Genomic DNA, 25877 nt, shown 5'->3' with positions numbered 1-25877 from the left:
AGCCTAGCGGGGGTCTCGACCCGCGCCTCCTCGTGGCCTCGGGCTACGCGGCGACGTCGAAGACGACGATGCGGGCCGCGGACTCCTGCAGGAACGTCGCGACCTCCACGTGCTGCGGGTCGGGCAGGTAGCCGTCGAGGGCCGCCTTGTCGCGGAAGTGCACCGCGAGCATCCAGTCGAACCCGCCCTGCAGGTCCTCGTCGCCGATGTTCGGGCCGCTCGTCACCGAGAGCACGCCGTCGATCGACGTCAGCTTCTCGGTCGACCGCGCGCTCGCCTGCTCGGCGGTGTCTGCCCCGGCGGACTCCGCCCACTCGACCAGCACCACGTGCACCACTTCTCCTGCTCCGAACGCCATGGGTCTTCCTCTCGTCTGCGGCGCCGACTCGCTCGGCGCCTCCGTCGATCCTGCGCCTCCCGCCCGGACGGCGGCAGGGAGCGCGCGCCCCCCTCCTTCGTCGGTGGGCAGGAGAACCACGTCTTCGCCGGCGAACCAGGCCGCGGCGTGGTTCGCGTGCGACGACGTGGTGCCTCTCGGGTCGGGCACCCCGTTCTCGCCCGGGCACCCCGCCGCGGCGGGGTTCGTGTGCGAGGACGGGGTGTGCGGACGGGGGCGACGTGGGAGGGGCGGGAGGCGGCGTGGGAGGGGTGGGAGGGGCGGGGGTGACGACGGAGGGGCGGGAGGCGCGGGAGGCGGCGAGGGCCGGGCCAGATCGGGTCGCGAGGGGGCGTGGCGCATCGTGGCGCAGGGTGACGCGGTCTCACGTGCCTGCGAGGGGCGGTCCAGATCCGCTCCTCCACTCCGGAGTGGATCGGCGGATCTGGACTGTGCCGCCTCCTGCCGTGCGCGGCGTGCGGCAGCCGAGCCCGCTCGAGGAACCATGTCTTCGCCGACGAACCAGGCCGCGGCGTGGTTCGCGTGCGACGACGTAGTGCGTCTCGGGTCGGGCACCCCGTTCTCGCACGGGCACCCTGCCGCGGCGGGGTGCCGGTGCGAAGACGGGGTGCGCGGCGGGGCAGGGGGCGCCCGCCCCGACTACGGTGGGCCCGGATGAGCGACGACGACGTCACCCGCCCCGGCGACCCGGGCCCCGGCGAACCCGGCGACCCGCGCGACCCCGCCGCCGGCGACCCCGCCCCGCGCTGGGCGCCCCGCCGCGGCGCCGTCCTCACCATCGGCCTCATCGTCGGCATCTCGCCCTTCGCGACCGACATGTACATCCCCGGCCTCCCGGCCATCGCGGCCGACCTCGACGCGTCGACGGCGCAGGTGCAGCTCAGCCTCACCGCCTTCCTCGTCGCGTTCGCCGTCGGCCAGATCGTCGTCGGGCCGCTCAGCGACGGATCCGGCCGGAGGCGCGTCCTCCTCGCCGGGACCGCCCTCTTCGCCGTCGCCTCCCTCGCCTGCGCCCTGGCCCCCGACTCGACGACCCTCGTGCTCGCCCGCGTCGTGCAGGGCCTCGGCGGCGCCGCCGGCAGCGTCGCCGCCCGCGCCATGGTCGGCGACTCGACCACCGGCGTCGCCCGCAGCCGCCTCTTCGCCACCCTCGCCGCGATCAACTCGGTCGGGCCCGTCGTCGCCCCGCTCATCGGCGGGCTCGTGCTCGCCGCGGGGTCGTGGCGCGCCACGTTCGCGCTGCTCGCCGTGCTGGGCACCGGGCTGACCGTCGCGGCGTGGCGACAGCTGCCGGAGACCCTCACCGCGCCTCCCCCCGGCGGAGCCTCGCTCGGCGCCTCGCTGCGCCGCATGGGCGGGCTGCTCGGGATCCCGCGCTTCCGCTGGTACCTCGTCACCGGCTGTGCCGCGACGATCGGCTTCTTCTCGTACATCTCGACGTCGTCGTTCGTCTTCCAGCAGCAGTACGGGTTCAGCGAGGGGCTCTACACGCTCGTCTTCGCCTCGAACGCGTCGTGCATGATCGCGTCGACCCTCGTCTTCCGCCGCCTCGTCGGCCGCTTCGCCGAGGACCGCCTCTTCACCATCGGCCTCGCCACGTGCACCGTCGGGTCGGCGCTCGTGCTCGTCGGAGCCGTCTCGGGGGCCGGGCCGGCGCTGATCTGGCCGGCGCTCGCGCTCGTGACGGCGGGGTGGGGCTGGGTGATCCCGGGCTCGATCACGCTCACGCAGGCGCTCGGGCACCGGGCCCCCGGCACGGCGGCGGCCCTGGTCGGCGGGCTGCAGTTCGGCCTCGGCGGCGCGGCCACCCCGCTCGCCGGCGCGCTGGGCGGCACGGCCGTCGCGATGGGCGGGCTGATGCTCGGCTTCATCGCCGTCGGGCTCGGAGTGCAGCTGTGGGCGTCACGGCCCGGTGCGCCGCAGGGCGACCGCGGGTAGGAGTCGCGGGTCAGGAGGCGGGGCGGGGCCCGGCCCCGCAGGGCCGAGTGGTCACGATGTGCTGCTCACGCGGGCGCGGAAGCGCAGATCGTGACCACTCGGCGGTACGCCGGGCGCGCCCGGCACGGCGGAGGGCCCGGCGTCTGCGACGACGCCGGGCCCTCCGGGCACCCGGTGCGCGAGCACCGGGGGAGCGGGACTAGTGGTCCGTCGCGTCCTTGGCCTTCTCGGTCTCCATGCGCGCCTCGCTCATGGCCTGGTCCTTCTGGCCCTGGTGCGTGAGCTCGGCGTCGTCGGTCTTCTTGCCGGCGGCCTCCTCGGCGTGTCCGGCGACCTTCTGAACTGCGTCCTTTGCCTTGTCTCCGAGCGACATGACGTCTCCTTCGTAAAGTGGGTGCCGACGAACGTCGGCTGACCTGGACGCTAGGCCGGGCGGAGTCGCGGGGCCTGTCTGCCCGGCAGGTTCACAGCCCGGGTGCGTCCGGTGGCCAGGAGCGGGGCCCGGGCCGCGCCTCCCGGTCGACCCGCACCGCGCCTCCCGCCGACCCGCACCGCGCCTCCTCGAGACTGGCTATTGACATTAGCCAAATGGCTACGTAGATTAGCCACATGATGACGCAGACCACGGAGACCCGCCGCCTCGACCGCCTCGGCGAGGGATCGATCGCCTACGACGTGCAGGGCCACGGCCCGCTCGTCGTGCTCGTGCCCGGCATGGGCGAGCTCCGCTCGACGTACCGCTTCCTCGCCCCGGCCCTCGTCGCGGCCGGGCACACGGTCGTCACCACCGACCTGCGCGGCCACGGCGAGAGCGACGCCGGCTTCCGCAGCTACGGCGACGTCGACACCGCCGGCGACGTCGAGGCGCTGATCCGCGAGCTCGGCGAGCCCGCCGTGGTGGTCGGCAACTCGATGTCGGCCGGCTCCGCGGTGATCGTCGCGGCGGAGCACCCCGAGCTCGTGCGCGGCCTCGTGCTCGTCGGGCCGTTCGTACGCAACCCCCCGGTGAGCGGCGTCGTCACGGCGCTCTTCCGCGTCACGATGGCCCGCCCCTGGGTCGCCACGACGTGGGGCGCCTACCTCCCCACCCTCTACTCGGGCGCCAAGCCCGCCGACTTCGCCGCCGAGAAGGCCCGCGCCCTCGCCAGCATGCGCCGCCACGCCCACGCCCGCGCCTTCAGCCTCACGACCCGCACCGACCACGCCCCCGCCGAGGCGGCGCTCGCCGCGGTCACCGCCCCCACGCTCGTCGTCATGGGCGAGAAGGACCCGGACTTCCGCGACCAGGCCGCCGAGGCCCGCTGGATCGCCGACGCCCTCCACGGCCGGGCCGTCATGGTGCCCGACGCCGGCCACTACCCGCACGTGCAGCAGCCCGAGATCACGACGGAGGCGGTCGTCGGCTTCCTGCGCGGGCTCCCGACCGCGGGCGGTCCCGTCGCCGGCGCGACCGACGGCGCCGCGGACCAGGGCGGCGAGGGCTCGCGTGCCTAGGGCAGGGCTCGACGGCGCGGTCGTGGTGGAGCGGGCGGGCGAGCTCCTCGACCAGCGACCGGGCGACTCCCTCAGCCTCGCGGTCGTGGCCGACAGCCTCGGGGTGCGCGCGCCCTCGCTCTACAAGCACGTCGACGGCCTGCCCGGGCTGCACCGCGGACTCGTGCTGCTCGCCAAGGGCGCCCTCGCCGACGCCCTGCGCGACGCGGTGGTCGGCCGGTCGGGCGACGACGCCGTCGCGGCCCTCGCCGACGCGTACCGCCGGTGGGCGCTGACGCACCCGGGGCAGTACCCGCTGACCGTCCGGGCGCCCCGCGAGGGCGACGCCGACGACCTCGCCGTCTCGGAGCGCGCCACCAGCGTTGTCTACACCGCCCTCGACGGTTACGGTCTCGACGGCGACGACGCGGTGGACGCGACCCGGTTCCTCCGCGCGGCGCTGCACGGGTTCGTGTCGCTCGAGACGAGCGGCGCGTTCGCGCTGCCGGTCGACCTCGAGCGCAGCTGGCGGCGTGCGGTGCAGCACGTCGTGGCGGCGCTCGCCGCCTGGTGAGCCGGCGCCCGGCGGCACCGGGTGGTCACGAACTGCTGCTCCCGGGGCTCGGGAGGAGCAGATCGTGACCACTCGGCGCGCGGGGCGGGTGGCGGGTCAGGCGGGGGCGATCTCCGCGACGAGCTGCTCGACGCGGCGACGGATGTCGTCGCGGATCGGACGCACCTCGTCGAGGCCGCGGCCGGCCGGGTCGGTGAGCTCCCAGTCCTCGTAGCGCTTGCCCGGGAAGACCGGGCAGGCGTCGCCGCAGCCCATCGTGACCACGACGTCGCTGTCGCGCACCGCCTCCGTCGTCAGCACCTTCGGCTGCGCCCCGGCGATGTCGACCCCGACCTCGGCCATGGCGGCGACGGCGACGGGGTTGATCTGGTCCTTCGGCTCGCTGCCGGCCGAGAGCACCTCGACGCGGTCGCCCGCGAGGTGCTGCAGCCAGCCGGCGGCCATCTGCGAGCGGCCGGCGTTGTGCACGCAGACGAAGAGCACGGCGGGGCGGGCGACGGGGGCGTCGGTCATGGTGGTCTCCGGGGTCGGGGTCGGGGTCGGGGTCGGGGTCGGGCCGGGGCGATGATACGCGGCGCAGGTGTCTCGACGACTCGGGCTCGCGCCTCCCTGCCCGGCTCGACCCGCGCCTCCCTCGGGGGCCCGGCCCGCGCCTCCCCGGGGTGGCGCTCCCGGGCGAGAGGGCGCACCATGGCGTGATGCGATCCGACCGAGACCTCACCTCCGTGTCCGAGCCCGCTCGCCCCGCCGTCGTCGACCGGGTGCGCGAGAGCCTCGACGACGCGGCCGCCCGCCACGGCGGGCGCGTCCGCGTCACCCACAGCTACGTCGCGGCCCAGCAGCCGGGAGGCGCGGGTCGCGTCGCCGGCTGGCAGTCACGCGTGCAGGTGGCCGGCGTCCGTCGTCGCCCGGTCGACCTCTGGTGCGCCGTCGACGCCCGCGACCTGATGGTGCTCGGCGGGGCCGACCTCGCCGGCTGGCGCCTCGACGACCCCACCGCCGAGCGCGAGTGCCGCGCGGCCCTCGGCCAGCTGGTCGACGACTTCGTCGCCGGGCGCCTGCCCGTCGACCGCACGTCGGAGCTCGCCCGCACGGGCGCCGTCGTCACCCTGCTCGCGACGGCGGCCGCCGCGACGGCGCTCGCCGTGGCGTCGGTGATCGCGGGGCGCGGCAAGCGCTGAGCTGAGCTGAGCCGGTCGGGGCCGAGTGGTCGCGATCTGCTGCTCCCGGGGCCCGGGACGAGCAGTTCGTGACCACTCGCCGCCGCCGCACCGCGCCGCGCCGCCGCCGCGCCGCGCCCTACGACGCGAACGCGTGCAGCCCGAGCTCCCGGCTCAGCGCCGCGCTCGCAGCGGCCCCGCGCACGCTCGTGCCCTGCCCGTCGAGGGGCGGGCTGACGACCGCGGCCCCGAGCACGCGGGGAGCCGAGAGCACGATCGCTCCCGAGACGCTGGACTTGGCGGGCACGCCGACCTCGCGCATCCACCGCCCCGACCCGTCGTAGACGCCGCACGTCGCCATCACCGACACCACGTCACGGGCGACGGCGGCGTCGACGACCTGCACGCCGGTCATGGGGTTGCGTCCGCCGAGCGCGAGCGTCGCGCCCATCACGGCGAGGCACTCGGCGTCGACCAGCACCGCGCACGAGCGGGCGTAGGCCTCGACGGCGTCGTCGGCGGTGACGTGCAGCGTGCCCTCGGAGCGCATCAGGTGCGCGAGCGCGTGGTTGCGGTCGCCGAGCAGCTGCTCGGAGCGGCTCACGTCCTCGTCGACCTCGAGGTCGCGTCCCGCGAAGGCGCTGAGGCCTCGGAGGATGCGCGCGGCACGCCCGTCGGCGTCGCCGCCGTCGACGAGGGCGGCGGTGAGCAGGGCCCCCGCGTTGACCATCGGGTTCGGCGGGCGGCCCGTGCCCGCCTCGAGCTCGAGCGCGTCGAAGGCCTCGCCGGTCGGCTCGATGCCGACCCGGTCGAGGGCGTCGCCGCCGGTGTCGGCGAGGGCCAGCGCGAACAGGAACGGCTTGACCGCCGACTGCACCGAGAACGAGGTGCCCGCGTCGCCCGCGGTGCGCACCGTGCCGTCGGGCAGGGCGAGGGCGACTCCGAGCAGGTCGGGGTCGGCGTCGGCCAGCTGCGGGATGCTGTCGTCGACCTCGCCACCGGTCGTCCCGCGCACGCGGCGCAGCAGGTCGTCGAGGTCGAGGTCGAGGTCGAGGTCACGGCGCCGGGCGTCGTCGGGGGTGGGCATGCGACCAGCCTGTCAGCGCCGGCCCGCGGCGGCCCGCGGCGGTCCGGCGGGGCGCCGGGCGGGAGGCGCGGGGCGGGCCCGCGGGACCACGTGCGGGAGGCGCGGGGCGGGCCCGCGGGACCACGTGCGGGAGGCGCGGTGCCGGCCTGGGCCGACCCGCGCCTCCCGGGGGTGCGTGCGGTGCATGCGCGCGGTGCGGATGCGCACCGCCGCGACGTCAGTGGCGGCCGGCGCCTCCGTCGGCGTGGTCGTCGTGCGCGTGGGTGATGGGCTCGCCCTCGACGCGCTCGCGCTTCGCCTTCTCCGCGTCGCCGCGGGTCTTGGCGAGGCTCGCCACGGTGGCGACGGCGATCGTCAGGCCGATGAAGAGCAGCGAGAACCAGATCGGGATCTCGGGCACCCAGAGCAGCGGCTCGCCGCCGTTGATGAAGGGAACCTCGTTGACGTGCAGCGCGTGGAAGACGAGCTTGAGGCCGATGAAGGCGAGGATGACCGCGAGGCCCTGCGACAGGTAGACGAGGCGCTCGAGCAGGCCGCCGATGAGGAAGAACAGCTGGCGGAGGCCCATCAGCGCGAAGGCGTTCGCGGTGAAGACGATGTAGGGCTCCTCGGTCAGGCCGTAGATGGCCGGGATCGAGTCGAGCGCGAAGACCAGGTCGACGAAGCCGATCGCGATGACGCAGAGGAGCAGCGGCGTGACGAAGCGCTTGCCGTCGATCTTGGTCGTGAACTTGTCGCCGACGAACTCGTCGTGCACCGGCAGCACCCGCCGGGCGATCTTGACGAAGGCGTTGTCGGCCGCGTTGCCCCCGTGGCTGCCCTTGATCTGCTGGTACGCGAGCACGAAGAGCAGGGCGCCGAAGATGTAGAAGACCCAGGAGAAGTTCTCGATCAGCGCGGCGCCCGCGGCGATGAAGCCGGCGCGCATGATGAGGGCGATGACGATGCCGATCATCAGCACCTTCTGCTGGTAGATGCGCGGCACGGCGAAGCCGGTCATGATCAGCAGGAAGACGAAGAGGTTGTCGATCGACAGCGCCTTCTCCGTGAGGTAGCCCGCGAAGTACTCGCCGCCGTAGCCCCAGCCGCTCGTGAACCCGATGCCGACGCCGAACAGCAGCGCGAGGCCGATGTAGAAGGCGGACCAGCGGGCGGACTCGCCGATCGTGGGCTCGTGCGGCTTGCGCACGTGGGTGAAGAACTCGTAGACGAAGAAGGCGATGGTGACGCCGATCGTGATGAGCCAGGTGGTCAGGGTGATGTTCACGGGGTGCTCCGCGGGTCTCGGGCAGGGTGCGGGTCGACGTCCGTGCGGGCGCGCGGACGGGGAAGGGCGGGTGTTCTGCTCCTCGACAGTAGGTCGGAGGCGCTGTCAGCTTGCTCGCAGGTAGCCCCCAGCCTCCTGAGAAGCTGCAGTGCCTGCACGGGCGTGTCCCCTACCGTGGCCTCGTGACCACCGCGCCCGGGCCCGTGCCGAACAGCCGCGGCGTGCGCCGTCGGAAGGACATCCTCGACGCGGCCCGCGCCGTCTTCGCCGAGGTCGGCTTCCGCGGAGCGACGATGGCCGCGATCGCCGCCCGCGCCGAGGTCACCCACGCCGGTCTGCTCTACCACTTCGCCACGAAGGAGGACGTGCTCGAGGCCGTCCTCGCCGACGGCAGCGAGCGGGGCCGCTCGATCGTCGAGGCCGGGCGCGGCAGGTCGGACCACCTCGAGGCGCTCGAGCAGCTCGTGGCGCTGAACGCCTCCGACCCGGGGTGGTCGCGGCTCTTCTCGGTGCTGCTCGGCGAGAGCGTGTCGCCCGGGCACCCGCTGCGCGACCGCATGGCCGAGCGGTACGACGGGATCTCGGCGTCGCTCGCGGCGCACCTCCGGTCGCTGCGCACGGAGGGCGGTGCGTGGTCGGACGACGACCTCGACGGGCTCGCCCGCGTGCTGCTCGCCGTGATGGACGGGCTGCAGTTCCAGCAGCTCACGGGCGCCCGGTCGCACATGACCGACGACTTCGGGCTGCTCGTCGAGGCGGTGCGCCGCTCGCTCTGAGGGCTGGACGCAGGCCGCTGGCCGCTGGGTGGCGTGCGCTGCGCTCCGCGGCCGGGACGGGGGAGTCGCGGGTCGTGACGGCGCCCCGCCCCGGCTGCGAGGAAGTGACGGTCCAGAAAGGCCCCTCCACTCCGGAGTGGAGGAGCGGGACGAGATGTGGGGACGCGCGCGGGAGCGACTTCCAGGAAGGGCGCTCCACTCCGGAGTGGAGGAGCGGGTGGCGGTCGGGTCCTGTGACGGGGTCGTCCTCCATTCTGGAGTGGATCAGCGATTCCAGACCGTACTTCTCGGAGCCGGAGCCGGCGCNCGCCGACCGTGCCCGAGGGCAGCGGCCGGCGTCGGCGGTGGTGAGCTGGGGCCGGAGGCGGCCCCGGGAACCTAGCTCGCGCCTCCGGCAGCCCTTCGGCGGCGGATCACGACGAGTGCGAGGCCGAGCAGCACGAGCAGCGCTCCTCCGACGATGCCGGGCAGGGCGTCGCCGCCGGTGAAGGCGAGCGGGGTGCCGTCGGCGGCGGTCGCTCCCGAGACGACGCGGAGGTCGTCCCAGCCGTACAGCGACCCGTCGGCGGCCTGCACCACGACGCGGTGCGTGCCGAGCGTCGTGCCGGCCGGGATGGTCACCTGCACGCTCCCGTCGACCGAGGCCGTGGCCCGGGCCAGCACGACGGGCTCCGAGTGCAGCCAGACGGCCACCTCACGCCCGGCCCCGGCGGCGCCGAGGTCGACCGTGATGCGCTGTCCGCGCTGCGCCGTCGCCGGCACCGACACGGAGCCGCGGGCGGCGTCGGTCAGCTGCGCGTCGGGCACCGGGACGGTCGTCCCCGTGCCGGGCGCGGGCGAGGGCGACGGAGCGGGCGTGCCGGGGCCGCCGGGCGTGCCGGGGGTACCGGGCTCGCCGGGGCCGGGCGTGGGCTCCTCGCCCGCGTCGCCGTAGCTGAGGCCGAAGCCGTAGGCGAAGAGCGGCGTCGCCGTGTCGTTCGGCACGTCGGGCAGCTGCGCGTCGACCTCGGCCATCGACGAGGGCAGCTCGAAGGGCAGGCGCCCCTCGGGCTCGGCGGCTCCCGTGACCACGGCGAGCAGCGCCTCGTCCGAGACTCCGTAGGCGCCCAGGACGGCGTCGCTCGACTCCACGACGTTCCCCAGCACGAGCGGGCGCGACAGCTGCGGCACGGCGATCGTCAGGGCACCGGCGGCGTGCGCCGCCCGCAGGGCCTGGAAATCGGTCTCGGTGCCGGTGAAGTCGAGGTCGGTGAGGTCGTCGCCTCCGCGCGGGTCGGTGAGGCGCACGATCGCGACGTCCGCCTCCTCGGGGGTCGCGACGGGCGTCAGGCCGGCCGCGGTCGCGGCCTCGGCGGAGACCCCGGAGAGGTAGACGGTCGTGCCGGGCGCGACGGTGCCCTCGGCGTCGCCGAGCGGCAGAGCCGCGGCGCCGGTCGCGGGCACGACGTCGTTCGACAGCAGCGTCAGCGACCGGGCCTGGTCGTCGAGGGCGACCGCGCGGGAGGCGGCGCTCCCGACGATCTCGTCGGCGGCGGCCGGGTCGACGTACGGGTCCTCGAAGAGGCCCAGCTGGAACTTCTGCGAGAGCACGCGCTGGGCGGCCTCGGAGACGCGCTCGTCGCTGAGCAGCCCGGTCTGGACGGCCTCGACGATGTACTGCGGCTTGTCGCTGCCGCCGATGATGTCGACGCCCGCGTTGATGGCGCTGGCGTAGCGCGCCGGGAGGCTCAGGCCCTCGACGCCCCACGGCATGCCGGCGCCCCAGGGGCCCACGAAGGAGGCGGGGGGACGGTTGTCGAGGCACGCCTGCGGGCAGTCGTTGGCGATGCCCCAGTCGCTCGTCACGACGCCGTCGAAGCCGTACGTGCCGCGCAGCAGGTCCTGCAGCAGGAACTCGTTGTGGCCGGCGCCGACCTGCTCGATCGGGCCCTGGCCGGGGACGACCTCGAGGTCCTTGAGGATCGAGTACGTCGGCATGATGCCCGCCGCGTCCACGTCGAACGCGCCCTCGTAGGGCACGACGTGCTCGGCGAAGTCGCCGCCGGGGAAGGCCGCGTAGCGGCCGTAGTAATAGTGGCTGTCGTAGCCGTCGACCTGGGCGCCGTAGCCGACCCAGTGCTTGACGACCGTGGCGACGCCCTCGTCGGTGATGCCGTCGGTGCCGCCCTGGAGGCCCTCGACGTAGGCGCCGACGTGGTCCTTCACGGTCTCGCCGACGGAGCCGAAGGTGCCGTTCTGGCGGGTCCAGCGGGGCTCGGTGCTGAGGTCGGCCTGGGGCGAGAGCGCCTCGGTGATGCCGACGGCGCGGTACTCGTCGCCGATGATCTCGCCCATCGCGAGGGTCGCGGCGGGGTCGCCCACGGCGCCCATGCCGATCGCGTCGGGGAAGGGCGTGAAGTCGGCGTTCGAGACCGTCTGGCCCTCGGTGACGCTGAAGCCGTTGCGGGGGTCGGTGCTGATCTTGAGGGGGATGCCGAAGGGCTCCGCCTCGGCGGCCTCCTGCAGCTGGTTGTGCTGCTCGGCGAGGGCGCCCGCGCCGATGCTGAGGCGCGAGATGTAGGTCGAGATGTGGCGGTCGCGCAGCAGCGGGTCGAAGGCGGCCCGGTCGTACGTGCCGCGGCCGGTGAGGCTCGCGTGCATCAGCAGCCCGGCGCGCTGGTCGAGGTCGAGGCGGGCGACGAGGTCGGAGGCGCGCTCGTCGGCGGTGAGCCGCCAGTCCTCGTAGGGCGTGAGGTCGCCGCTGCGGTCGAGGTCGCGGAACTGCAGCCCGTCGACGGTGATGATCTCGGTCGAGCGGGACTCGAGGGTCGGCTGGGCAGCGGCTGCTGCTCCCGGGCCGGCGGCCGGGTCGGCGGCGAGGGCGGCGGGTGCCGGCGTCGCGGCCAGGGCGAGCGAGGCGACGAGCGCCCCTCCCGCCGTCACGCCGAGTGCCCGGCCCCTGCGGCCGGCACCGTGCGTCAGTGATCGCATGTCTACTCCTTCGTAGGCTCGCCCCTCCCCCATCGGAGGGGCACAGCTGAGCTAAAGCCCCCGTTCGGTTTAAGTCAAGCCGACTTCAGGAAGTTGCGCTGCGCGGGGGTGCGGGGGTTGGGGGTGGGTGGGGTGAGGGTCGGAGCGGCCGGCCGAGAAAGCTCGATCCACTCTGGAGTGGAGGAGCAGGGCGGGGGTGCGAGATGCGAAGGGTCTGCTGATCCACTCCGGAGTGGATCAGCGATCCTGGACCGTGGTTCCCGGGCGGCGCGATGAGGCGCGGAGCCGGAGCCGGGGCCGGGCTCGGGGAGCTGCGATCGGCACCCCGTGCCGACGGTGAGGGCGGGAGTACGGGCGGGAGCGACCCGGGCGGGCGGTCACGAGCGCCCGTCCGACTCGGACTCGCCCGTCGTCACGGCCGCCGCTCCTGCGAAGGCAGGCAGGGCCGAGGGCCCGGCAGGCGCCCTCAGCCGCGGCGGTCGAGCTCGTGCGCGATGCCGCGCAGCACCCTCGCCATGTACGGCCCCCAGAGCAGCCCGACGATGAGCCGCACCACGAGCCCGGCCCCCCGCCGCGCCCGGAACGTGTAGCGCCACGAGATGCGCGTGCCGCGGCCGCGGGTCGACCCGTCGCTCGCCCCGCCGGCGCTGTACCACCACTCCGCCCGCCCGCTGCGGACGAGCAGCCGCAGCGGCCCGCGGAAGTCGCTCAGCTCGTACGTGAACGCCCCGACGCGGTCGGCCGGCCCGGTGCCGGGCGGGTCGACCTCGACGATCGTCTCGGTGACCGAGCCGCCGTCCGACAGCTGCAGCCGACGCGTCTGGCCGGGCGTGCCCCAGCCGCCCGTCTGGTCGTGCACGGCGACGACGCCCGGCAGCGGACCCGACCGGGGGTAGAACCCCACCGGCGTCAGGGGAGTGCCGATGTCGAAGGCCCGGTCGACCGGTGCGGTGGTGACGGCCTCACGGGTCGCGCTGACTGTCGTCGTCATGGGCAGGGATTCGGAGTCGCGGGCCCGGTCGACTGGTCGGTCTCGCCCCCGGTTGGGTCACGTCCCGCCGCGCCCGGCTCCGTGGCCCGCCGTCGATCCGACCCGCGCCCCCGCGCTCGGCCCGACCCGCGCCTCCCTGGGGGCGGGACCCGCGCCTCCTGATCCTGCCGATCGGACGACGACTTTTGCATGTCGGTCGACAGAAGTAGCAGAATGAGCACGGGCCGCCGCACCGTGACGCGCCGCAGACCACCGGATACGAAGGAGCATCCCCATGAGCACACCGTCCGTCCAGCTCTACAGCGTGCGCGACGCCGTCGCGGAGGACCTCGACGGGGCCGTCGCGCGCCTCGCCGAGATCGGCTTCACGAAGGTCGAGCCCTACGGCTTCGCCGAGCGCCCCGCCGAGATCGCCGCCGCGCTCAGCGCCGCCGGCGTCACCGCGCCCTCCGGCCACGCCGCCGTCATCGACTCCGACGACGCCGAGCAGATCTTCGCCGCCGCCGAGCAGATCGGCCTCGAGACCGTCATCGACCCGTTCATCCCGAGCGACCGCTGGCAGACCGCCGACGACGCCGCCCGCATCGCCGAGCGCGTCAACGAGCTCACCGCCCAGGCGGCCTCGCACGGCCTCCGCTTCGGCTACCACAACCACCAGTGGGAGTTCACGAACGAGGTCGACGGGCGCCCGATCTACCACTCGTTCGTCGAGCAGCTCTCACCCGAGGTCGTCCTCGAGCTCGACACCTTCTGGGCCACCGTCGGCGGCCAGGACACCCCCGCGCTGCTCCGCCAGCTCGGCGACCGCGTGCAGTTCCTGCACATCAAGGACGGCAAGGTCAGCGGCGACATCGCCACCGCCCTGCCGAGCAGCGAGAGCGCGCTCATCGTGCCCGACGCCCTCAAGGCCGCGTTCGAGAACCAGACCCCGGCCGGCCAGGGCGACGTCGACGTCCGCGCCATCCTCGAGGCCGCGCCGCACGCGCTGCGCGTCGTCGAGTTCGACGCCTACTCGGGCGACGTCTTCGCCGGCATCGCCGAGTCGTTCGCCTGGCTGCAGGAGAACGACACCACGCAGCTCGACGGCACCGACGGGGTCACCGCGTGAGCGGGGGCAGCACGGGCCGCACGGGCGTGGTCGGCGTCGGCGTCATCGGCGCCGGCAACATCAGCTCGCAGTACCTCGAGAACCTCACGAAGTTCCGCGACGTCGAGGTGCGCATGGTCGCCGACCTCGACCTCGCGCGGGCCGAGTCGCAGGCCACCACGTACGGCGTCGCCGCCCACGGCACCGTCGACGAGCTGCTGTCGCGCGACGACATCGAGATCGTCGTCAACCTGACGATCCCGGCCGTGCACACCGAGGTCGGTCGCCAGATCGTCGCCGCGGGCAAGAACGTCTGGAGCGAGAAGCCCCTCGCCCTCGACGCCGAGTCGGGCGCCGAGCTGCTCTCGGCCGCGCGGGAGGCGGGCCTGCGCGTCGCGTGCGCCCCCGACACCGTGCTCGGCGGCGGCATCCAGTCGGCCCTCCGCGCCATCGGCCGCGGCGACATCGGCGAGCCGCTCACGGCGACGACGATGTTCCACGTGCCCGGCCCCGACGCCTGGCACCCGGACCCGGACTTCCTGTTCGCGGTCGGAGCCGGCCCGCTCTTCGACATGGGCCCGTACTACGTGACGACCCTCGTGCACGCCTTCGGCTCGGCCTCGCGGGTGTCGGCCGTCTCGTCGAAGTCGTTCGAGCGCCGCACGATCGGCAGCGGCCCCCGCGCCGGCGAGACCTTCCCCGTCGAGGTGCCGACGCACCACGCGGCGCTGATCAGCTTCGAGGGCGGGCAGTCGGCGCAGTCGACGTTCAGCTTCCAGAACGCGCTGCCCCGCATGGGCTTCGTCGAGATCAGCGGCACCGAGGGCACCATCGTGCTGCCCGACCCCAACATGTTCGACGGCGACTCCACCCTCTGGCGGTTCGGCCAGGAGGAGCCCGAGACGCTCACCGCCTCCGGCTCGTTCTGGGGCCGCGGCTCCGGCGTCGTCGACCTCGCGCGGGCGATCCGCGGCGGCGACGACGAGAAGGCCAGCGGCGCGGTCGCGGCGCACGTCCTCGACGTGCTGCTCGCGGTCTCGACCGCGGCGGAGCAGGGCTCGCCCGTCGACGTCACGTCGTCGGTGCCGAAGCCGACGCCCCTGCCCGAGGGCTGGGACCCGGCCGCGGCGACGCTGTAGGTCGCGGGCGGAGGGCGGCCGAGGCCGTCCCGGAGTCGAGGAGGCGCGGTGTCCGGACGACCGGCACCGCGCCTCCTCGGCGTCCTCCCGTCCTGAGGTCCTCGGCCTCCCGGTCGAGTGGTCGCGAACTGTCGTCGCCGGGCCCTCGGAGCAGCAGTTCGTGACCACTCGGCGGGCTCCGGACGGGCTCCGGACGACGTCGGAGGCGCGGCGTACCCTCGTCGGCATGGCCAGCGAGAGATCGGACCCGCGCATCAACGCTGCGCGGTACCGCGTCGAGGGGGAGGCCCCCGCGGAGGACGCCCCCCGCGACACCCGCACCGCAGCCGAGATGCGCGCCTGGGCCCGCACCGCGATCGACGTCGCCGTCGCGCGCGGCGACTTCGACGACCTGCCCCTGGCGGGCAAGCCGCTGCCCGGCCTCGCGGGCGACACGGTCGACCCCGACTGGTGGATCCGCGGCCTGATCGAGCGCGAAGGGCTCACCGGGCTGGCGCCTCCTGCGCTGTCGCTCCGCACCGAGCACGCCGAGTTCGACGACACCCTCGACCGGCTCGGCAGCGAGGCCGCCGTGCGAGCCCACGTCGACGACTACAACGCCCGCATCGTCGAGGCCCGCCGCCAGCTGACCGGCGGACCGCCCGTCGTGACGCCCACGCGCGACGTCGACGACGAGGTGCTGCGCTGGCACGAGCGTCGTCGTGCCCGTCGTGACGCCGCCGCCGCCGAGGCCGCCGCGGCCCCGCCGCCGCCGAGCTGGCGGGAGCGCCGGGCCCTCCGTCGCGAGCTGCGACGCCGCCGTGAGGAGTCGCGGGTCGAGCCCCCGGAACCGCCCGCCCCGAGCGGGTGAGGGGGGTGAGGGGCCGACGGCTCACCCGCGTGAGCGGGGAGGCCGGTGTGCTCCCAGGACTCGTGCCGAGGGCGCTCCGGCGATAGGGTCGAGTGTTCCCGACGAGTGACCGAGAGGACCGACCGCGTGACGAGCACCGCCTCCGCCGACCTGTCGGGCACCGAGCACTCGGATCGCGACGCGTCGACCACCGGAGGCGGAGACGCCCCGCTGCTGCGGCCCCGGGGCCGCCGTCGGGCCCAGGCCGCCGTGCTGCCGACCACCTGCCGGGCCTCGTTCGTCCAGTCGGACGCCCTCGTCGCCGCCTCCGAGGCGGCCACCGGCCCGCTGCTCCGCGGTCGCCGTTCGGCCGCCCGTGCCGACGCCGTCGCCGCCCAGGCGGCGGAGCTCGCCGGCGAGCCGGTCGCGGCCCCGACCGCGGGCGTGAGCCGCAAGGTCGTGTCGGCCAGGGCAGCGTCGGCGAGCCGCGCCGCGGACTCGACCCGCGCCTCCGGCCGGCGTGCTGCGGTGCCGAGCGCTGCTGCTGCACCTACGTCCCCCGCCCCCGCCCCTGCCCCCGCGGCTCGTCGTCTCGGTGCCGTCGTGAAGAAGGTCTCGGTGGTCGCGGCGTTGATCGGCTTCGCCGCCAGCGGCACGCTGCCCCTGCTCGCGAGCGCCGACCAGGGAGCCCAGGCCGTCGCGGCCGGCCCCGGGGCGTCGGTGGCGCGGGGAGCATCGCAGAGCCTCTCCGTCGACGGTGACGTGATCGACGCCGACATGAGCCGTGACGCGTACTCGGCGACGTCGTTGGTCGACCTGGCGACGCAGGTGAAGCTGAACTCCGCCGCCGCGAGCACCTCGGTGTGGGACGGCCGCACGACCGAGAGCTACCTGGCCGACCCGCTCTACCCGACGCTCGACCGCGACCAGGTGCTGGCCGTCGCCATGCAGTACATCGGCACCCCGTACGTGCACGGCGGCGAGGACCCGACGAAGTTCGACTGCTCGGGCCTCATCACGTTCGTCTACTCGCAGTTCGGCATCTCGCTGACGCACTACGTGCCCACGCAGGACGCGGAGGGAACCCGCGTCTCGGCCGAGGACGCCGTGCCCGGCGACCTCGTGGTCTTCGACAACCTCGCGCACGACGGGATCTACGCGGGCAACGGGATGATCCTCGACGCGCCCAAGCCCGGCGGCTTCGTCGCGGTGCGCCCCATCTGGGACCAGCCGCACCACTTCGTCCGCATCGGCGCCTAGGGTCCGTCCCGCCACCCCGCCCGCCCGCGCTGCTGTGCGGGTCCGTCGTGGGTCGCCCGCGCCGGGGCGTGAGTCTCCTGGCGCCCGCGCTGCGGCGTGAGTCTGCTGGCGGTCGGCCTCATCGCCGCGAGCTGGGCTGCCAGGAGCTCGCCGTCCGGATGTGACGCCCCAGATTCGTCGATCCACTCTGGAGTGGAGGAGCTCAGCCGTGAACGCGCGTCCTCCCGAGCGCTGTCGCGGTCGGTCCGGCGGGTCCGTGTCGTCGTGGGCGGGTCGGCGCCGACCCGCCCAGGAGGACGAGGACCCGCCTCACCCCGCCGTGTCACCGTGTCCGCAGGTCACCGGTCTCGCTCCTCCACTCTGGGGTGGAGCAGCGGGGTGGGTGTGGGGCGAGAGGCAGGCTCGCTCCTCCACTCTGGAGTGGAGCAGCGGGGTGGGTGTGGGGCGAGAGGCAGGCTTGCTCCTCCACTCTGGAGTGGATCAGCGATCCCAGGGACCACTTCTCCGAGATCTCGCCGAGCGGGTCCGCCACGGCGGACGGCGCCGGCGGCTCGCGCCGGCGGCTCGCGCCGGCGGCTCGCGCCGGGGAGCGCCCGACCGACCTGCCCCCCCTCCCCGGCCTACTCCCCGAACTGCCCCGTCAACCTCGAGCGGAAGGCGTGGCTGCGGTCGTCGAGCCCGACGAACTCCACCGCCACGTCGTGGGCCGCGAACTTCGTCTCGACCGAGTCGAGGGCGGCGACGCTCGAGGCGTCCCACACCTGGGCCCGGCTCAGGTCGACGACGACCGAGGCCGGGTCGTCGCGGTACGCGAAGTGCTCGACCAGGTCGTTGCTGCTGCCGAAGAACAGCGGCCCGACCACGTCGTAGCGCACCGCACCGCTCTGCGCGTCGACGATCCGCTCGACCCGGATCACGTGCGCGATCCGCCGCGCGAACAGCACCATCGCCAGCAGCACGCCGACCGCGACGCCGATCGCGAGGTTGCCGGTCGCGACGACCACGACGACCGTCACCACCATCACGAGCGTCTCGGGCAGCGGCATCCGCCGCAGCGTCGACGGCTTCACGCTGTGCCAGTCGACCGTCGAGATCGCCACGATCATCATCACCGCGGCCAGCGCGACCATCGGGATCCGCGCCATCACCGAGCTCAACCCGGTCACCAGCAGCAGCAGGAAGAGCCCGGCCACCACGGTCGACACCCTCGTCCGGGCCCGTCCGATCTTCACGTTCACGACGGTCTGCCCGATCATCGCGCAGCCCGCGATGCCGCCGTAGAAGCCCGCGGCGATGTTCGCGACGCCGAGCGCCCACGACTCCTTGCCCTTGTGCGACGGCGTCTCGGTGATGTCGTCGACCAGCTTGGCCGTCAGCAGCGTCTCCATCAGGCCCACGAACGCCACGCTGAGCGCCGTCGGCAGGATGATCACGAGCGTGTCGAGCGACACCGGCACGAGCCACGGCGTCAGCCCGGGCAGCCCGCCGCCCATGGGGCCCTCGTCGCCGACCGTGTGGACGTCGTTCAGCCCGGCGAACACCACGATCGCCGTCACGACCACGATCGCGATCAGCGGTGCGGGCACCGCCTTCGTCAGCCGCGGCAGCAGCACGACGATCGCGATGGTCAGCGCGAACAGCGGGTAGACCACCCACGGCACGTCGACCACGTGCGGCACCTGTGCCACGAAGATCAGGATGCCGAGCGCGTTGACGAACCCGATCATCACCGACCGCGGGATGAACCGCATCAGCCGCGCCAGCCCCGCCGTGCCGAACGCGACCTGGATCACCCCGGCCAGCAGCACCGCCGGCAGCACGTACTCCACGCCGTGCTGCTGCACGAGCGGCGCCACGACCAGCGCGACCGAGCCGGCCGCCGCCGTCACCATCGCCGGGCGGCCGCCGAGCAGCGACATGACGATCGCGAGCACGACCGACGAGACCAGGCTGACCATCGGGTCGACGCCCGCGATGACCGAGAACGAGATCACCTCGGGCACGAGGGCGAGCGTGGTGACGATGCCGGCCAGCGCCTCCCTCGTGAGCAGGCGCGGCGAGCGGAGCACGCCGAGCACGGTGTCGTCGGCGTGCACGGGCACGACGGAGGAGGGGGAGGCGGGAGACGTCACGGGGCTCCTGAGGAGAGTCTGGAAGAGTGGGGGGCGCACGGCGACCCTGCCGTACGATCAACCCTACCCTCACGTGAGGGTAGAGATGGGCCACCCATGAGCGACGTCGACCAGCCGATGATGCAGATCGGCGAGCTGGCAGAGCGCGCCGAGATGTCGCTGCGCACCATCCGCCACTACGACGAGGTCGGCCTGCTCGCCCCCACCGGCCGCACCGAGGGCGGCTTCCGGCTCTACACCGAGGCCGACTTCCAGCGCCTCATGGTGATCCGTCGCATGAAGCCGCTCGGCTTCTCCCTCGACGAGATGGCCGAGCTGCTGCGCGTCGTCGCCGACCTCGAGTCCGCGACCGCGGCAGGCCCCGAGGGAGGCGCGAAGGGCTCCCCGGAGCACGTCGCCGCCGTCCGCGCCCGCCTCGACTCCTTCATCGAGCAGACCGTCGAGCGACGAGCCCGCCTCGAGCGCCAGCTCGGCATGGCCGACGAGTTCCTGGAGCTGCTGCGCAGCCGCTGACGCCGGTGCACCGGGCCCGGCCCGCGACTCTCGACGTCCCGGCCGGCCCCGCGGCTACTGCTGCGAGCCCTCGTCCTCGACGCGGCGGGTGACGAGGCCCTCCGCGAACGACGGCCACCAGGTGCCCGCCGCGGGCCCGCCGTTGCAGGTGCCGTCGCTGATGCCGGGCGTCTTGACCCAGAGCAGGGCGTCGAGCCCCCCGCTGCCCCCGGCGACGTGCGGGTCCTGCCCGAGCGCCGCCCCGTCGGGGTTGCACCAGGTGCCCTGCCAGCCGCGGCCGTTGCGCGAGACGTCGATCACGAAGTGGCTGTCGCCGGTGAGGGCGGAGAGGCGCTCGGCGTAGGCGCGCTCCTCGTCGACCCGGTAGAAGCCCGACACGTTCGTGAAGAAGCCGCGGGCGTCCTCGACCCCGGCGGCGAGCAGGCGCTCCGACATCGTCTGCGCGTCGACCCAGTTCGAGTTGCCCCCGTCGAGGTAGGCGGGCACGCCGGCCGCCGCGAAGTCCTCGACGGCCTGGCGCAGCAGCGGCAGCCTCTCCTCGACGAGGTCGGGGCAGCGGCTGAGGATGCCGAGCGAGTCGGGCTCGACGATCACCACGGCGTCGTGGCCGCGGATCGTCTCGGCGATGGTGCGGTTCCACGCCGGGTACTCGTCGACCGTGAGCCCGCCCGCCGAGTAGTTGCCGCAGTCGCGGTCGGGGATGGCGTACGTGACGAAGACCGCCGTCGCGCCCTGGGCGTCGGCCGCGTCGAGGAAGTCGGTGACCACCTTCACCAGCTGCTCGTCGTCGTAGCCGTCGCCGATCCACATCGCCACGGGCTGCGCCGCGATCACGCCCGCCGCGTCGGCCTGGCCGGGCTGGCCCGCGGCGTCGAGCTCGGCCTGCGCCCGCGAGGCGAGCGAGCCCGGCTCGACCGCGAGCCCGCCGGGGAAGACGAGGTCGGTCGGGGCGGTGCGCATCGTCTCGCGCGTCACGCGGTCGGGCGCGGCGGTCGGCGTGGCCGAGGCGGAGTCGCGGTCGGCGTCGCCGTCGCCCTCGCCGCGGTCGGCGGACGACGTGCAGCCGACGAGGGCGAGCAGCGCGGCGGCGACGACCGCGCCGAGGGCGGCCCGGGCGGCGCGGGGGCCGAGGGCGGCGCGGGGAGTGGTCGACATCGGAGCCTGTTCCCGGGCACGCTCGTCGACGGCCCGACGCTGGTGGTCCCCCATGACAGCACGGCGGGGCCCTCGGGCACAGGCAGCCGAACGGGGGACCGCGGGCGTCCCCCGGGCCCGGGCCGGGCTCGCCGGCGCGGTCGGCAGGGGCCTGCGGGAGGCGCGGTGCGAGCGCCCGGCACCGCTCGCGGCACCGCCCGGGCAGGGCCGCCCGCCGACCGGTGGCCTGCTCGGCCGGACGACCAGCGCGTCGGCTGGCGCCCCCGCCGCCCGCTCGGCCAGGCTGGCCGGATGACGCCCCGCGACCGCCTCCTCGCCCTCGTCGTCGCGGTCTGCTGGGGCGTGAACTTCCCGATGACGGCGCTGGCGCTCGAGCACTTCCCGCCGATCTTCCTCGTCGCGCTGCGCTTCTCGCTGCTGGCCGTGCCGACGCTGCTGTTCGTGCCGCGCCCGCCCATCCCGTGGCGCAGCCTGCTGCTCGTCGGCCTCGGGCTGGGGATCCTCCAGTTCGGCTTCCTCTACCTCGGCATGGCGGCGGGCATGCCCTCCGGCCTCGCGTCGCTCGTGCTGCAGGCGTCGGCCCCGGCGACCGTCGTGATCGCGGCGTTCTGGCTGCGCGAGCGCATCACCCGGCGCCAGGCGATCGGCATCGGCGTCGCGGTGCTCGCCCTCGCCGTGATCGCGGTGCACCGGGCCCAGGTGGCGGCGCTGCTGCCCGTCGTGCTCGTGCTCTGCGGTGCGCTCGGCTGGGGCCTCGGCAACGTGGCGGTGCGGCGGGCGGCCGCCCCCGACCCCCTCCGGCTCACGCTCTGGATGTCGGTCGTGCCGCCGATCCCGATGCTCGCCCTCTCGCTCGCCGTCGAGGGGCCCGGGCGCATCGGCCGCAGCCTGGCGACCGTCGGCACCCTCGACGCCCTGCCGAGCGTCGTCGGCCTGCTGTACGTCGTGCTGGTCGCGACGGTGCTCGGCTACGGCCTCTGGACCCGCCTGCTCGCCGCGTACCCGTCGAGCACGGTCGCGCCGTTCTCGATGCTCGTGCCCGTGGTCGGGGTGCTCGCGTCGTGGGCGGCCTTCGACGAGGTGCCCGACGCGGTGGAGGTGGTCGCGGGCGTGGCCGTCGTGGGGGGCGTGCTGTACGCCAGCCGGGCTCCGCGCCGGGGCCGACCCGCGACCCATGCCCTGCCGGAGACGCCCGCGGCCTGACCGCGGGCGGGCGTCACACCCCGGGGGCCGCCGGTACTGTGTCTCTCCGTGCCCCAGCAAGAGCGTGCCCGAGCGACGCGCGCGGCGATCCTCCACGCCGCCGCCGAGGTCTTCGACGAGCGCGGCTACGGCTCGACGTCGCTCGACGTCGTCGCCGACACGGCGGGCGTGACCAAGGGCGCGCTGTACTTCCACTTCCCGTCGAAGGCCGCGCTGGCCGACGCGGTCATCGCCGAGCAGCACCGCCTGGCGCGCGCCTACGCCGACCGGGTCTCGGCCGTGGCCGGCTCGTGCGCGGAGGCGATCGTGCTGTCGTGCGCGTCGCTCGCGACCCAGCTGACCCGCGAGGTGACGATCACGGCGGGCATCCGCCTCACCACCGAGGTGCCCGACCGCGCGCTCACCGTCGCGCCGCCGTACCTCGACTGGCTCGACCAGATGGGCCGGCTCATCCGCGGAGCGGTCGACGAGGGCGCCTTCCGCGCCGACCTCGACGTCGACGCCGCGACGCACCTGCTCGTCGGGGCCTACACGGGCGTGCAGACCCTCTCCGGGGCGACGACCGGGCGGGCCGACGTGTTCGAGCGGCTCGCGCAGCTGCTCTCGGTGCTGCTGCCGTGGATGGCGGCCCCCGGGTCCGAGAGCCTGACCACGTCGCTCGTCGCGCTGGTCAGGCCCACGGACCTCCCCTCGGCCCCCTAGGCGCCCCCCGGCGCCGTGGTCCCTCTGTGCCCCAGGTTACATACCCGCGGGACGGTTTCGACAGGCCCCCGGGCGGGGGGCAGGGGCAGGGCGGGAGGCGCGGGGAGCGGAGGCTGCGGGAGGCGCCTGGTGCGGACGGCGCGGCCTGCGGGAGGCGCGGGCCGGCAGCTCAGGGAGCCGGCGGTGTCAACCGGGCCAGCGCGGCGTCGACCGTGCGCTTCGCCGCGGCGACCGCCCCCGTGTCGACCTGCGAGAGGCGCTCGCCGTAGTCGTGGGGCACGGTGAGCTGGTGCTCCCACTCGGCGTCGTAGAGGGCGTCGAGGTACCCCGACGACTCGCGGCAGGCGGCGTCGGCGGTGGCGACGTCGAGCTCGGCCTCGGTGACCGGCGACGCGGGGTCGTATGACCGGAAGTTGCCCGCCATGGCGTCGGTGGGCATGCCCGCCGGGGAGTCCGGGAGCTCCCAGGAGGCGTCCGCGACGGGCTGCATGCACTCGAGCCACGCGGGGACGGTGGCGAGGACGGCGTCGTCGTCGCGGGCGTCGCGGAAGGCGGCGTCGCTGAGCCGGGTGGCGATGTCACCGACCGTCCCGGTGCCCGTCCCGAGGTAGCCGGAGAGCAGCTCGGGGTGCTCCGAGTACAGCCTGTCGACGCAGCGGTCCCTCGCGGCGCTCTCGGCGGCCGAGACCGGCCTCAGGACGAACTCCCGCCACGCCCCCTCGCCCGGGTCGGCGGTCGGCGGCACGTGGTAGCCCCGAGCCTCGGCCTGGTCGAGGTCGAAGGCCCGCGTCGGCTGGCGTTCGGCCGCGGTGGTCGCCGCGTCGACGTCTCGCCAGGGCACCCGCGAGCCGTCACCGCCCTCGTCGGTACGGCACTTCTCGATCATCAGCTCCTGCGCGTAGCCGAAGCGGATGTCGCCGACGCCGATGTACTGGTCGAGCGGCATGGCCCAGGAAGAGCGGTCCTGCGTGGCGGTCGTCGGCAGGGCCCAGGGCCGGGTCGACGGCAGCCCCGCGACGACGACCCCGGCCACGACGAGGGCGACGGCGACGGCGGTGACCCGCTTGGCGACCTGCTCGCGGTCGCGCTCCGTCACCCGCGCCTCCGCTCGGCTCCGGAGACGAGGCCGTTCTCGTAGGCGAACACGACGATCTGCACGCGGCTGCGCAGGGCGAGCTTCTGCAGCACGGCGCGCACGTGGCTCTTCACCGTGGCCTCGCTGAGGAAGGCCTCGGCGGCGATCTCGGTGTTGCTCAGGCCGCGGGCGATGAGCAGCGTCATCTCGCGCTCGCGCGGCGAGAGCGGGGCCAGCGGGTCGACGGGCGGCGTGGGGGCGGGCACGGCGTACCGGTGCACGACGTCGAGCGCGGCGTCGGCGGTCGAGACGGGCTCGCCCGCGAACGCGGCCCTGATGGTGCCGAGCACCTCGTCGGGCGTGGCGTCCTTCGTGAGGAACGCGTACGCGCCGGCCTTGAGCGCCCCGTACACGGCCTCGTCGCGCTGGATCGTCGTCAGGGCGACGACCCGCGGCAGCTCGTCGGGCGAGACGCCCTCGAGCAGCCGGGCCGTGGCCTCGAGGCCGTTCATCACCGGCATGCGCAGGTCCATCAGCACGACGTCGGGGCTCGTGCGCGCCGCCAGCTCGAGCGCCTGCCGCCCGTCGACGGCGGTGCCGACGCAGGCCATGTCGGGCTGCGCCTCGATGAGCATCTCGAGCCCGCTGGCGAACAGCGGCTGGTCGTCGACGACGGCGACGCGGATCATGGGGTGCTCTTCTCGGTCAGGTCTGGCGTGGTCAGGTCGCGGGAGTCCAGGTCGCGGGAGCCCGGGCCGGGAGGCGGCGGCCCGGGGGAGGTCGGCGCCGGGGAGGCGGTGGTCGCGGCCCGCTCACCCCGTGACGGCACGAAGGCGGTCACCTCGAACGAGGCGCCGTCGTCGGCCGGGCCGGCCGTCAGCCAGCCGCCCGCCAGCCGTGCCCGCTCGGTCATGCCGCGGACGCCCGCGCCGCCCTCGCGACCCTCCCGGGCGGCGACGAGCGGAGAGCCTCGCCCGCGCGAGCGGACGGAGAGCGACAGCCCCTCGCCGCGGTGGTCGAGCACGACCGCGACCGTGCTCGTCGTGCCCGCGTGCTTCAGGGCGTTCGTGAGGCTCTCCTGCACGATGCGGTAGACGGCGAGCTCCTGCGAGGGGGCGAGGGCGGGCGTCCCCTCGACGACGACGTCGAGCTCCATGCCGGCCTCGCGCATCGCGGCGGCGAGGACCCCGAGGTCGGCGAGGGTCTGGCGCGGGGCGGTCACGTCGTCGTCGTGCGTGATCCGCTCGACCAGCCGGCGCACGTCGAGCAGCGCCGTGCGGCCGACCTCGGCGATCGTGGCGAGCGAGGCGTCGGCGGCCTCGGGGCGCGTGGCCCGCAGCGCGATCGCCCCCTGGGCCTGCGACACGACGACGGCGAGCGAGTGCGCGAGGGCGTCGTGCACGTCGCGCGAGATGCGGGCGCGCTCCTGCTCGAGCCGCAGCTCGAGGTCGGCCGCCTCGAAGCGGGTCTCGGTGGCCTCGAGCGCCGCGCGGATGACGACCACCCGGCGGATGCTCGCGAACGCGACCCCGATCGCCCACGCCCCGGCGAACACGCCGAAGAGAGCGGCCATCAGCAGCGAGAACTCGATGCGGAGGCCCGCGGTGCCGGCGCCCACCCAGGTGCTCCAGCTCTGCGGCCGGGTCAGCGTCGGCACGGTGAGCAGCCAGGCGGCGAGCCCGGCCGTCACCCCCGCCACCAGCAGCGCGGCGAGGCGCAGCCACGGCGAGGGCCGGACGGCGACGAAGGCCATCACGAGCGCGACGGCGACGTAGGCCGTCCAGGTGTCCTGCCCGGGGGCCTCGGCGAGGCCGAGCAGCTGCAGGACGGGCACGACCACGACGAGGGCGAGGGCGGTCGACGGCATCCACCACGACAGGCCGATGGCCAGCGCGAACAGGCCGAAGACGACGCTGTTGTCGGCGACGCCGCCGCGGCCCCAGGAGGCCGCCACCCAGAACACGAAGTAGACGGTCGCCGCGGCCGGGGCGACCGCGTGCCGTCCCCACCGCCTCACGTCGATCATGTGCAGAAGGCTAGGTGAGGGGCGGGCCGCGCCGCGCCTCCCGGGGGTCAGGTTCATCCCGGAGGCGCATGCCCGGGGGGTGGGGAGGGACGGCGAGGGGTGGTGGTCCCCAGGGGCGAGCGA

The 25877-nt window shown here is 74.8% G+C and carries 24 protein-coding genes; 12 read left to right on the top strand and 12 right to left on the bottom strand.

The features are described from left to right. Positions 1-43 precede the first annotated feature (43 nt). Entirely contained in the window at positions 44-358 is a 315-nt protein-coding gene (locus tag IFT45_RS09900) for a Dabb family protein (protein ID WP_082514660.1), read from the bottom strand. Positions 359-1051: 693 nt separating this feature from the next. On the opposite strand from IFT45_RS09900, the gene IFT45_RS09895 reads away from it, so the two are divergent. After that, a complete protein-coding gene (locus IFT45_RS09895) occupies positions 1052-2335 on the top strand; it encodes a multidrug effflux MFS transporter (RefSeq protein WP_192127951.1) in 1284 nt (427 codons plus the stop codon). Between the two features lie 199 nt (positions 2336-2534). Here IFT45_RS09895 and IFT45_RS09890 read toward each other — a convergent pair whose 3' ends face one another. Next, complete coding sequence (locus IFT45_RS09890) at positions 2535-2708, bottom strand: CsbD family protein (RefSeq protein WP_192127949.1); 174 nt, start codon at positions 2706-2708, stop codon at positions 2535-2537. Positions 2709-2944: 236 nt separating this feature from the next. Between IFT45_RS09890 and IFT45_RS09885 the strand changes: the two genes are divergently transcribed. Both IFT45_RS09885 and IFT45_RS17845 read left to right on the top strand, forming a co-directional pair. Next, positions 2945-3829 carry an alpha/beta fold hydrolase gene (locus tag IFT45_RS09885; RefSeq protein WP_192127946.1) on the top strand — a complete coding sequence of 295 codons (885 nt, stop codon included), beginning with the start codon at positions 2945-2947 and terminating at the stop codon, positions 3827-3829. Next, positions 3822-4382, top strand: a complete 561-nt coding sequence (locus IFT45_RS17845) for a TetR-like C-terminal domain-containing protein (RefSeq protein ID WP_192127944.1) — start codon at positions 3822-3824, stop codon at positions 4380-4382. The genes IFT45_RS09885 and IFT45_RS17845 overlap by 8 nt, the downstream gene beginning before the upstream one ends. Before the next feature lie 96 nt (positions 4383-4478). Here IFT45_RS17845 and IFT45_RS09875 read toward each other — a convergent pair whose 3' ends face one another. Further along, entirely contained in the window at positions 4479-4895 is a 417-nt protein-coding gene (locus tag IFT45_RS09875) for an arsenate reductase ArsC (RefSeq protein ID WP_192127942.1), read from the bottom strand. 185 nt (positions 4896-5080) lie between these two features. On the opposite strand from IFT45_RS09875, the gene IFT45_RS09870 reads away from it, so the two are divergent. Beyond that, complete coding sequence (locus tag IFT45_RS09870; protein ID WP_192127940.1) at positions 5081-5563, top strand: hypothetical protein; 483 nt, start codon at positions 5081-5083, stop codon at positions 5561-5563. Positions 5564-5681: 118 nt separating this feature from the next. Here IFT45_RS09870 and glsA read toward each other — a convergent pair whose 3' ends face one another. Next, positions 5682-6629, bottom strand: a complete 948-nt coding sequence (gene glsA, locus IFT45_RS09865; RefSeq protein ID WP_192127938.1) for a glutaminase A — start codon at positions 6627-6629, stop codon at positions 5682-5684. 217 nt (positions 6630-6846) lie between these two features. Next, complete coding sequence (locus IFT45_RS09860; RefSeq protein WP_056058291.1) at positions 6847-7896, bottom strand: TerC family protein; 1050 nt, start codon at positions 7894-7896, stop codon at positions 6847-6849. Positions 7897-8078: 182 nt separating this feature from the next. On the opposite strand from IFT45_RS09860, the gene IFT45_RS09855 reads away from it, so the two are divergent. Continuing rightward, positions 8079-8672, top strand: coding sequence for a TetR/AcrR family transcriptional regulator (locus IFT45_RS09855; RefSeq protein WP_185230779.1), 594 nt, complete (start codon positions 8079-8081; stop codon positions 8670-8672). 378 nt (positions 8673-9050) lie between these two features. Here the strand turns inward: IFT45_RS09855 and IFT45_RS09850 are convergent, their stop codons facing one another. Then, positions 9051-11642, bottom strand: coding sequence for a glycoside hydrolase family 3 protein (locus IFT45_RS09850; RefSeq protein ID WP_197982347.1), 2592 nt, complete (start codon positions 11640-11642; stop codon positions 9051-9053). 466 nt (positions 11643-12108) lie between these two features. After that, positions 12109-12633 (bottom strand): SRPBCC family protein, encoded by a 525-nt coding sequence (locus tag IFT45_RS09845; RefSeq protein ID WP_167261040.1) that lies wholly within the window; start codon positions 12631-12633, stop codon positions 12109-12111. Positions 12634-12907: 274 nt separating this feature from the next. Here IFT45_RS09845 and IFT45_RS09840 point away from each other — a divergent pair, with 274 nt between their 5' ends. From IFT45_RS09840 to IFT45_RS17840, 4 genes are all read left to right on the top strand, one after another. Beyond that, positions 12908-13741 carry a sugar phosphate isomerase/epimerase gene (locus IFT45_RS09840; protein WP_192127936.1) on the top strand — a complete coding sequence of 278 codons (834 nt, stop codon included), beginning with the start codon at positions 12908-12910 and terminating at the stop codon, positions 13739-13741. Beyond that, entirely contained in the window at positions 13738-14859 is a 1122-nt protein-coding gene (locus tag IFT45_RS09835; protein ID WP_167261044.1) for a Gfo/Idh/MocA family protein, read from the top strand. Before IFT45_RS09840 ends, IFT45_RS09835 begins: the two co-directional genes overlap by 4 nt. A 226-nt stretch (positions 14860-15085) precedes the next feature. After that, complete coding sequence (locus IFT45_RS09830; protein ID WP_167261047.1) at positions 15086-15709, top strand: DUF1992 domain-containing protein; 624 nt, start codon at positions 15086-15088, stop codon at positions 15707-15709. Between the two features lie 126 nt (positions 15710-15835). Continuing rightward, positions 15836-16948 (top strand): C40 family peptidase, encoded by a 1113-nt coding sequence (locus tag IFT45_RS17840; RefSeq protein ID WP_192127934.1) that lies wholly within the window; start codon positions 15836-15838, stop codon positions 16946-16948. A 620-nt stretch (positions 16949-17568) separates the two neighbouring features. On the opposite strand, the gene IFT45_RS09820 is transcribed toward IFT45_RS17840, so the two are convergent. Then, on the bottom strand, positions 17569-19080 hold the full coding sequence (locus IFT45_RS09820; RefSeq protein WP_371810953.1) for a SulP family inorganic anion transporter: 1512 nt from the start codon (positions 19078-19080) through the stop codon (positions 17569-17571). A 96-nt stretch (positions 19081-19176) separates the two neighbouring features. On the opposite strand from IFT45_RS09820, the gene IFT45_RS09815 reads away from it, so the two are divergent. Next, positions 19177-19593, top strand: coding sequence for a MerR family transcriptional regulator (locus IFT45_RS09815; protein ID WP_192127932.1), 417 nt, complete (start codon positions 19177-19179; stop codon positions 19591-19593). Positions 19594-19647: 54 nt separating this feature from the next. On the opposite strand, the gene IFT45_RS09810 is transcribed toward IFT45_RS09815, so the two are convergent. Next, positions 19648-20748, bottom strand: a complete 1101-nt coding sequence (locus IFT45_RS09810; protein WP_192046494.1) for a glycoside hydrolase family 6 protein — start codon at positions 20746-20748, stop codon at positions 19648-19650. A gap of 291 nt (positions 20749-21039) precedes the next feature. Here IFT45_RS09810 and IFT45_RS09805 point away from each other — a divergent pair, with 291 nt between their 5' ends. Further along, positions 21040-21951 (top strand): EamA family transporter, encoded by a 912-nt coding sequence (locus IFT45_RS09805; RefSeq protein WP_192127930.1) that lies wholly within the window; start codon positions 21040-21042, stop codon positions 21949-21951. A 48-nt stretch (positions 21952-21999) separates the two neighbouring features. Continuing rightward, complete coding sequence (locus tag IFT45_RS09800; protein ID WP_192127927.1) at positions 22000-22653, top strand: ScbR family autoregulator-binding transcription factor; 654 nt, start codon at positions 22000-22002, stop codon at positions 22651-22653. A gap of 169 nt (positions 22654-22822) precedes the next feature. Here the strand turns inward: IFT45_RS09800 and IFT45_RS09795 are convergent, their stop codons facing one another. The 3 genes from IFT45_RS09795 to IFT45_RS09785 are packed head-to-tail and all read right to left on the bottom strand — an operon-like array spanning position 22823 to position 25754. Beyond that, positions 22823-23749, bottom strand: a complete 927-nt coding sequence (locus IFT45_RS09795; protein ID WP_192046496.1) for a hypothetical protein — start codon at positions 23747-23749, stop codon at positions 22823-22825. Next, positions 23746-24417, bottom strand: coding sequence for a response regulator transcription factor (locus IFT45_RS09790; protein WP_167261061.1), 672 nt, complete (start codon positions 24415-24417; stop codon positions 23746-23748). The genes IFT45_RS09795 and IFT45_RS09790 overlap by 4 nt, the downstream gene beginning before the upstream one ends. Beyond that, positions 24414-25754, bottom strand: coding sequence for a sensor histidine kinase (locus IFT45_RS09785; protein ID WP_192127925.1), 1341 nt, complete (start codon positions 25752-25754; stop codon positions 24414-24416). Before IFT45_RS09785 ends, IFT45_RS09790 begins: the two co-directional genes overlap by 4 nt. Positions 25755-25877: the final 123 nt, after the last annotated feature.

Source organism: Frigoribacterium sp. CFBP 13707 (genome assembly GCF_014842245.1).
Taxonomy (GTDB): Bacteria; Actinomycetota; Actinomycetes; order Actinomycetales; family Microbacteriaceae; genus Frigoribacterium; species Frigoribacterium endophyticum.
The sequence above is the reverse complement of the archived record's forward strand: the minus strand, read 5'-3'. Positions and strand labels throughout refer to the sequence as shown.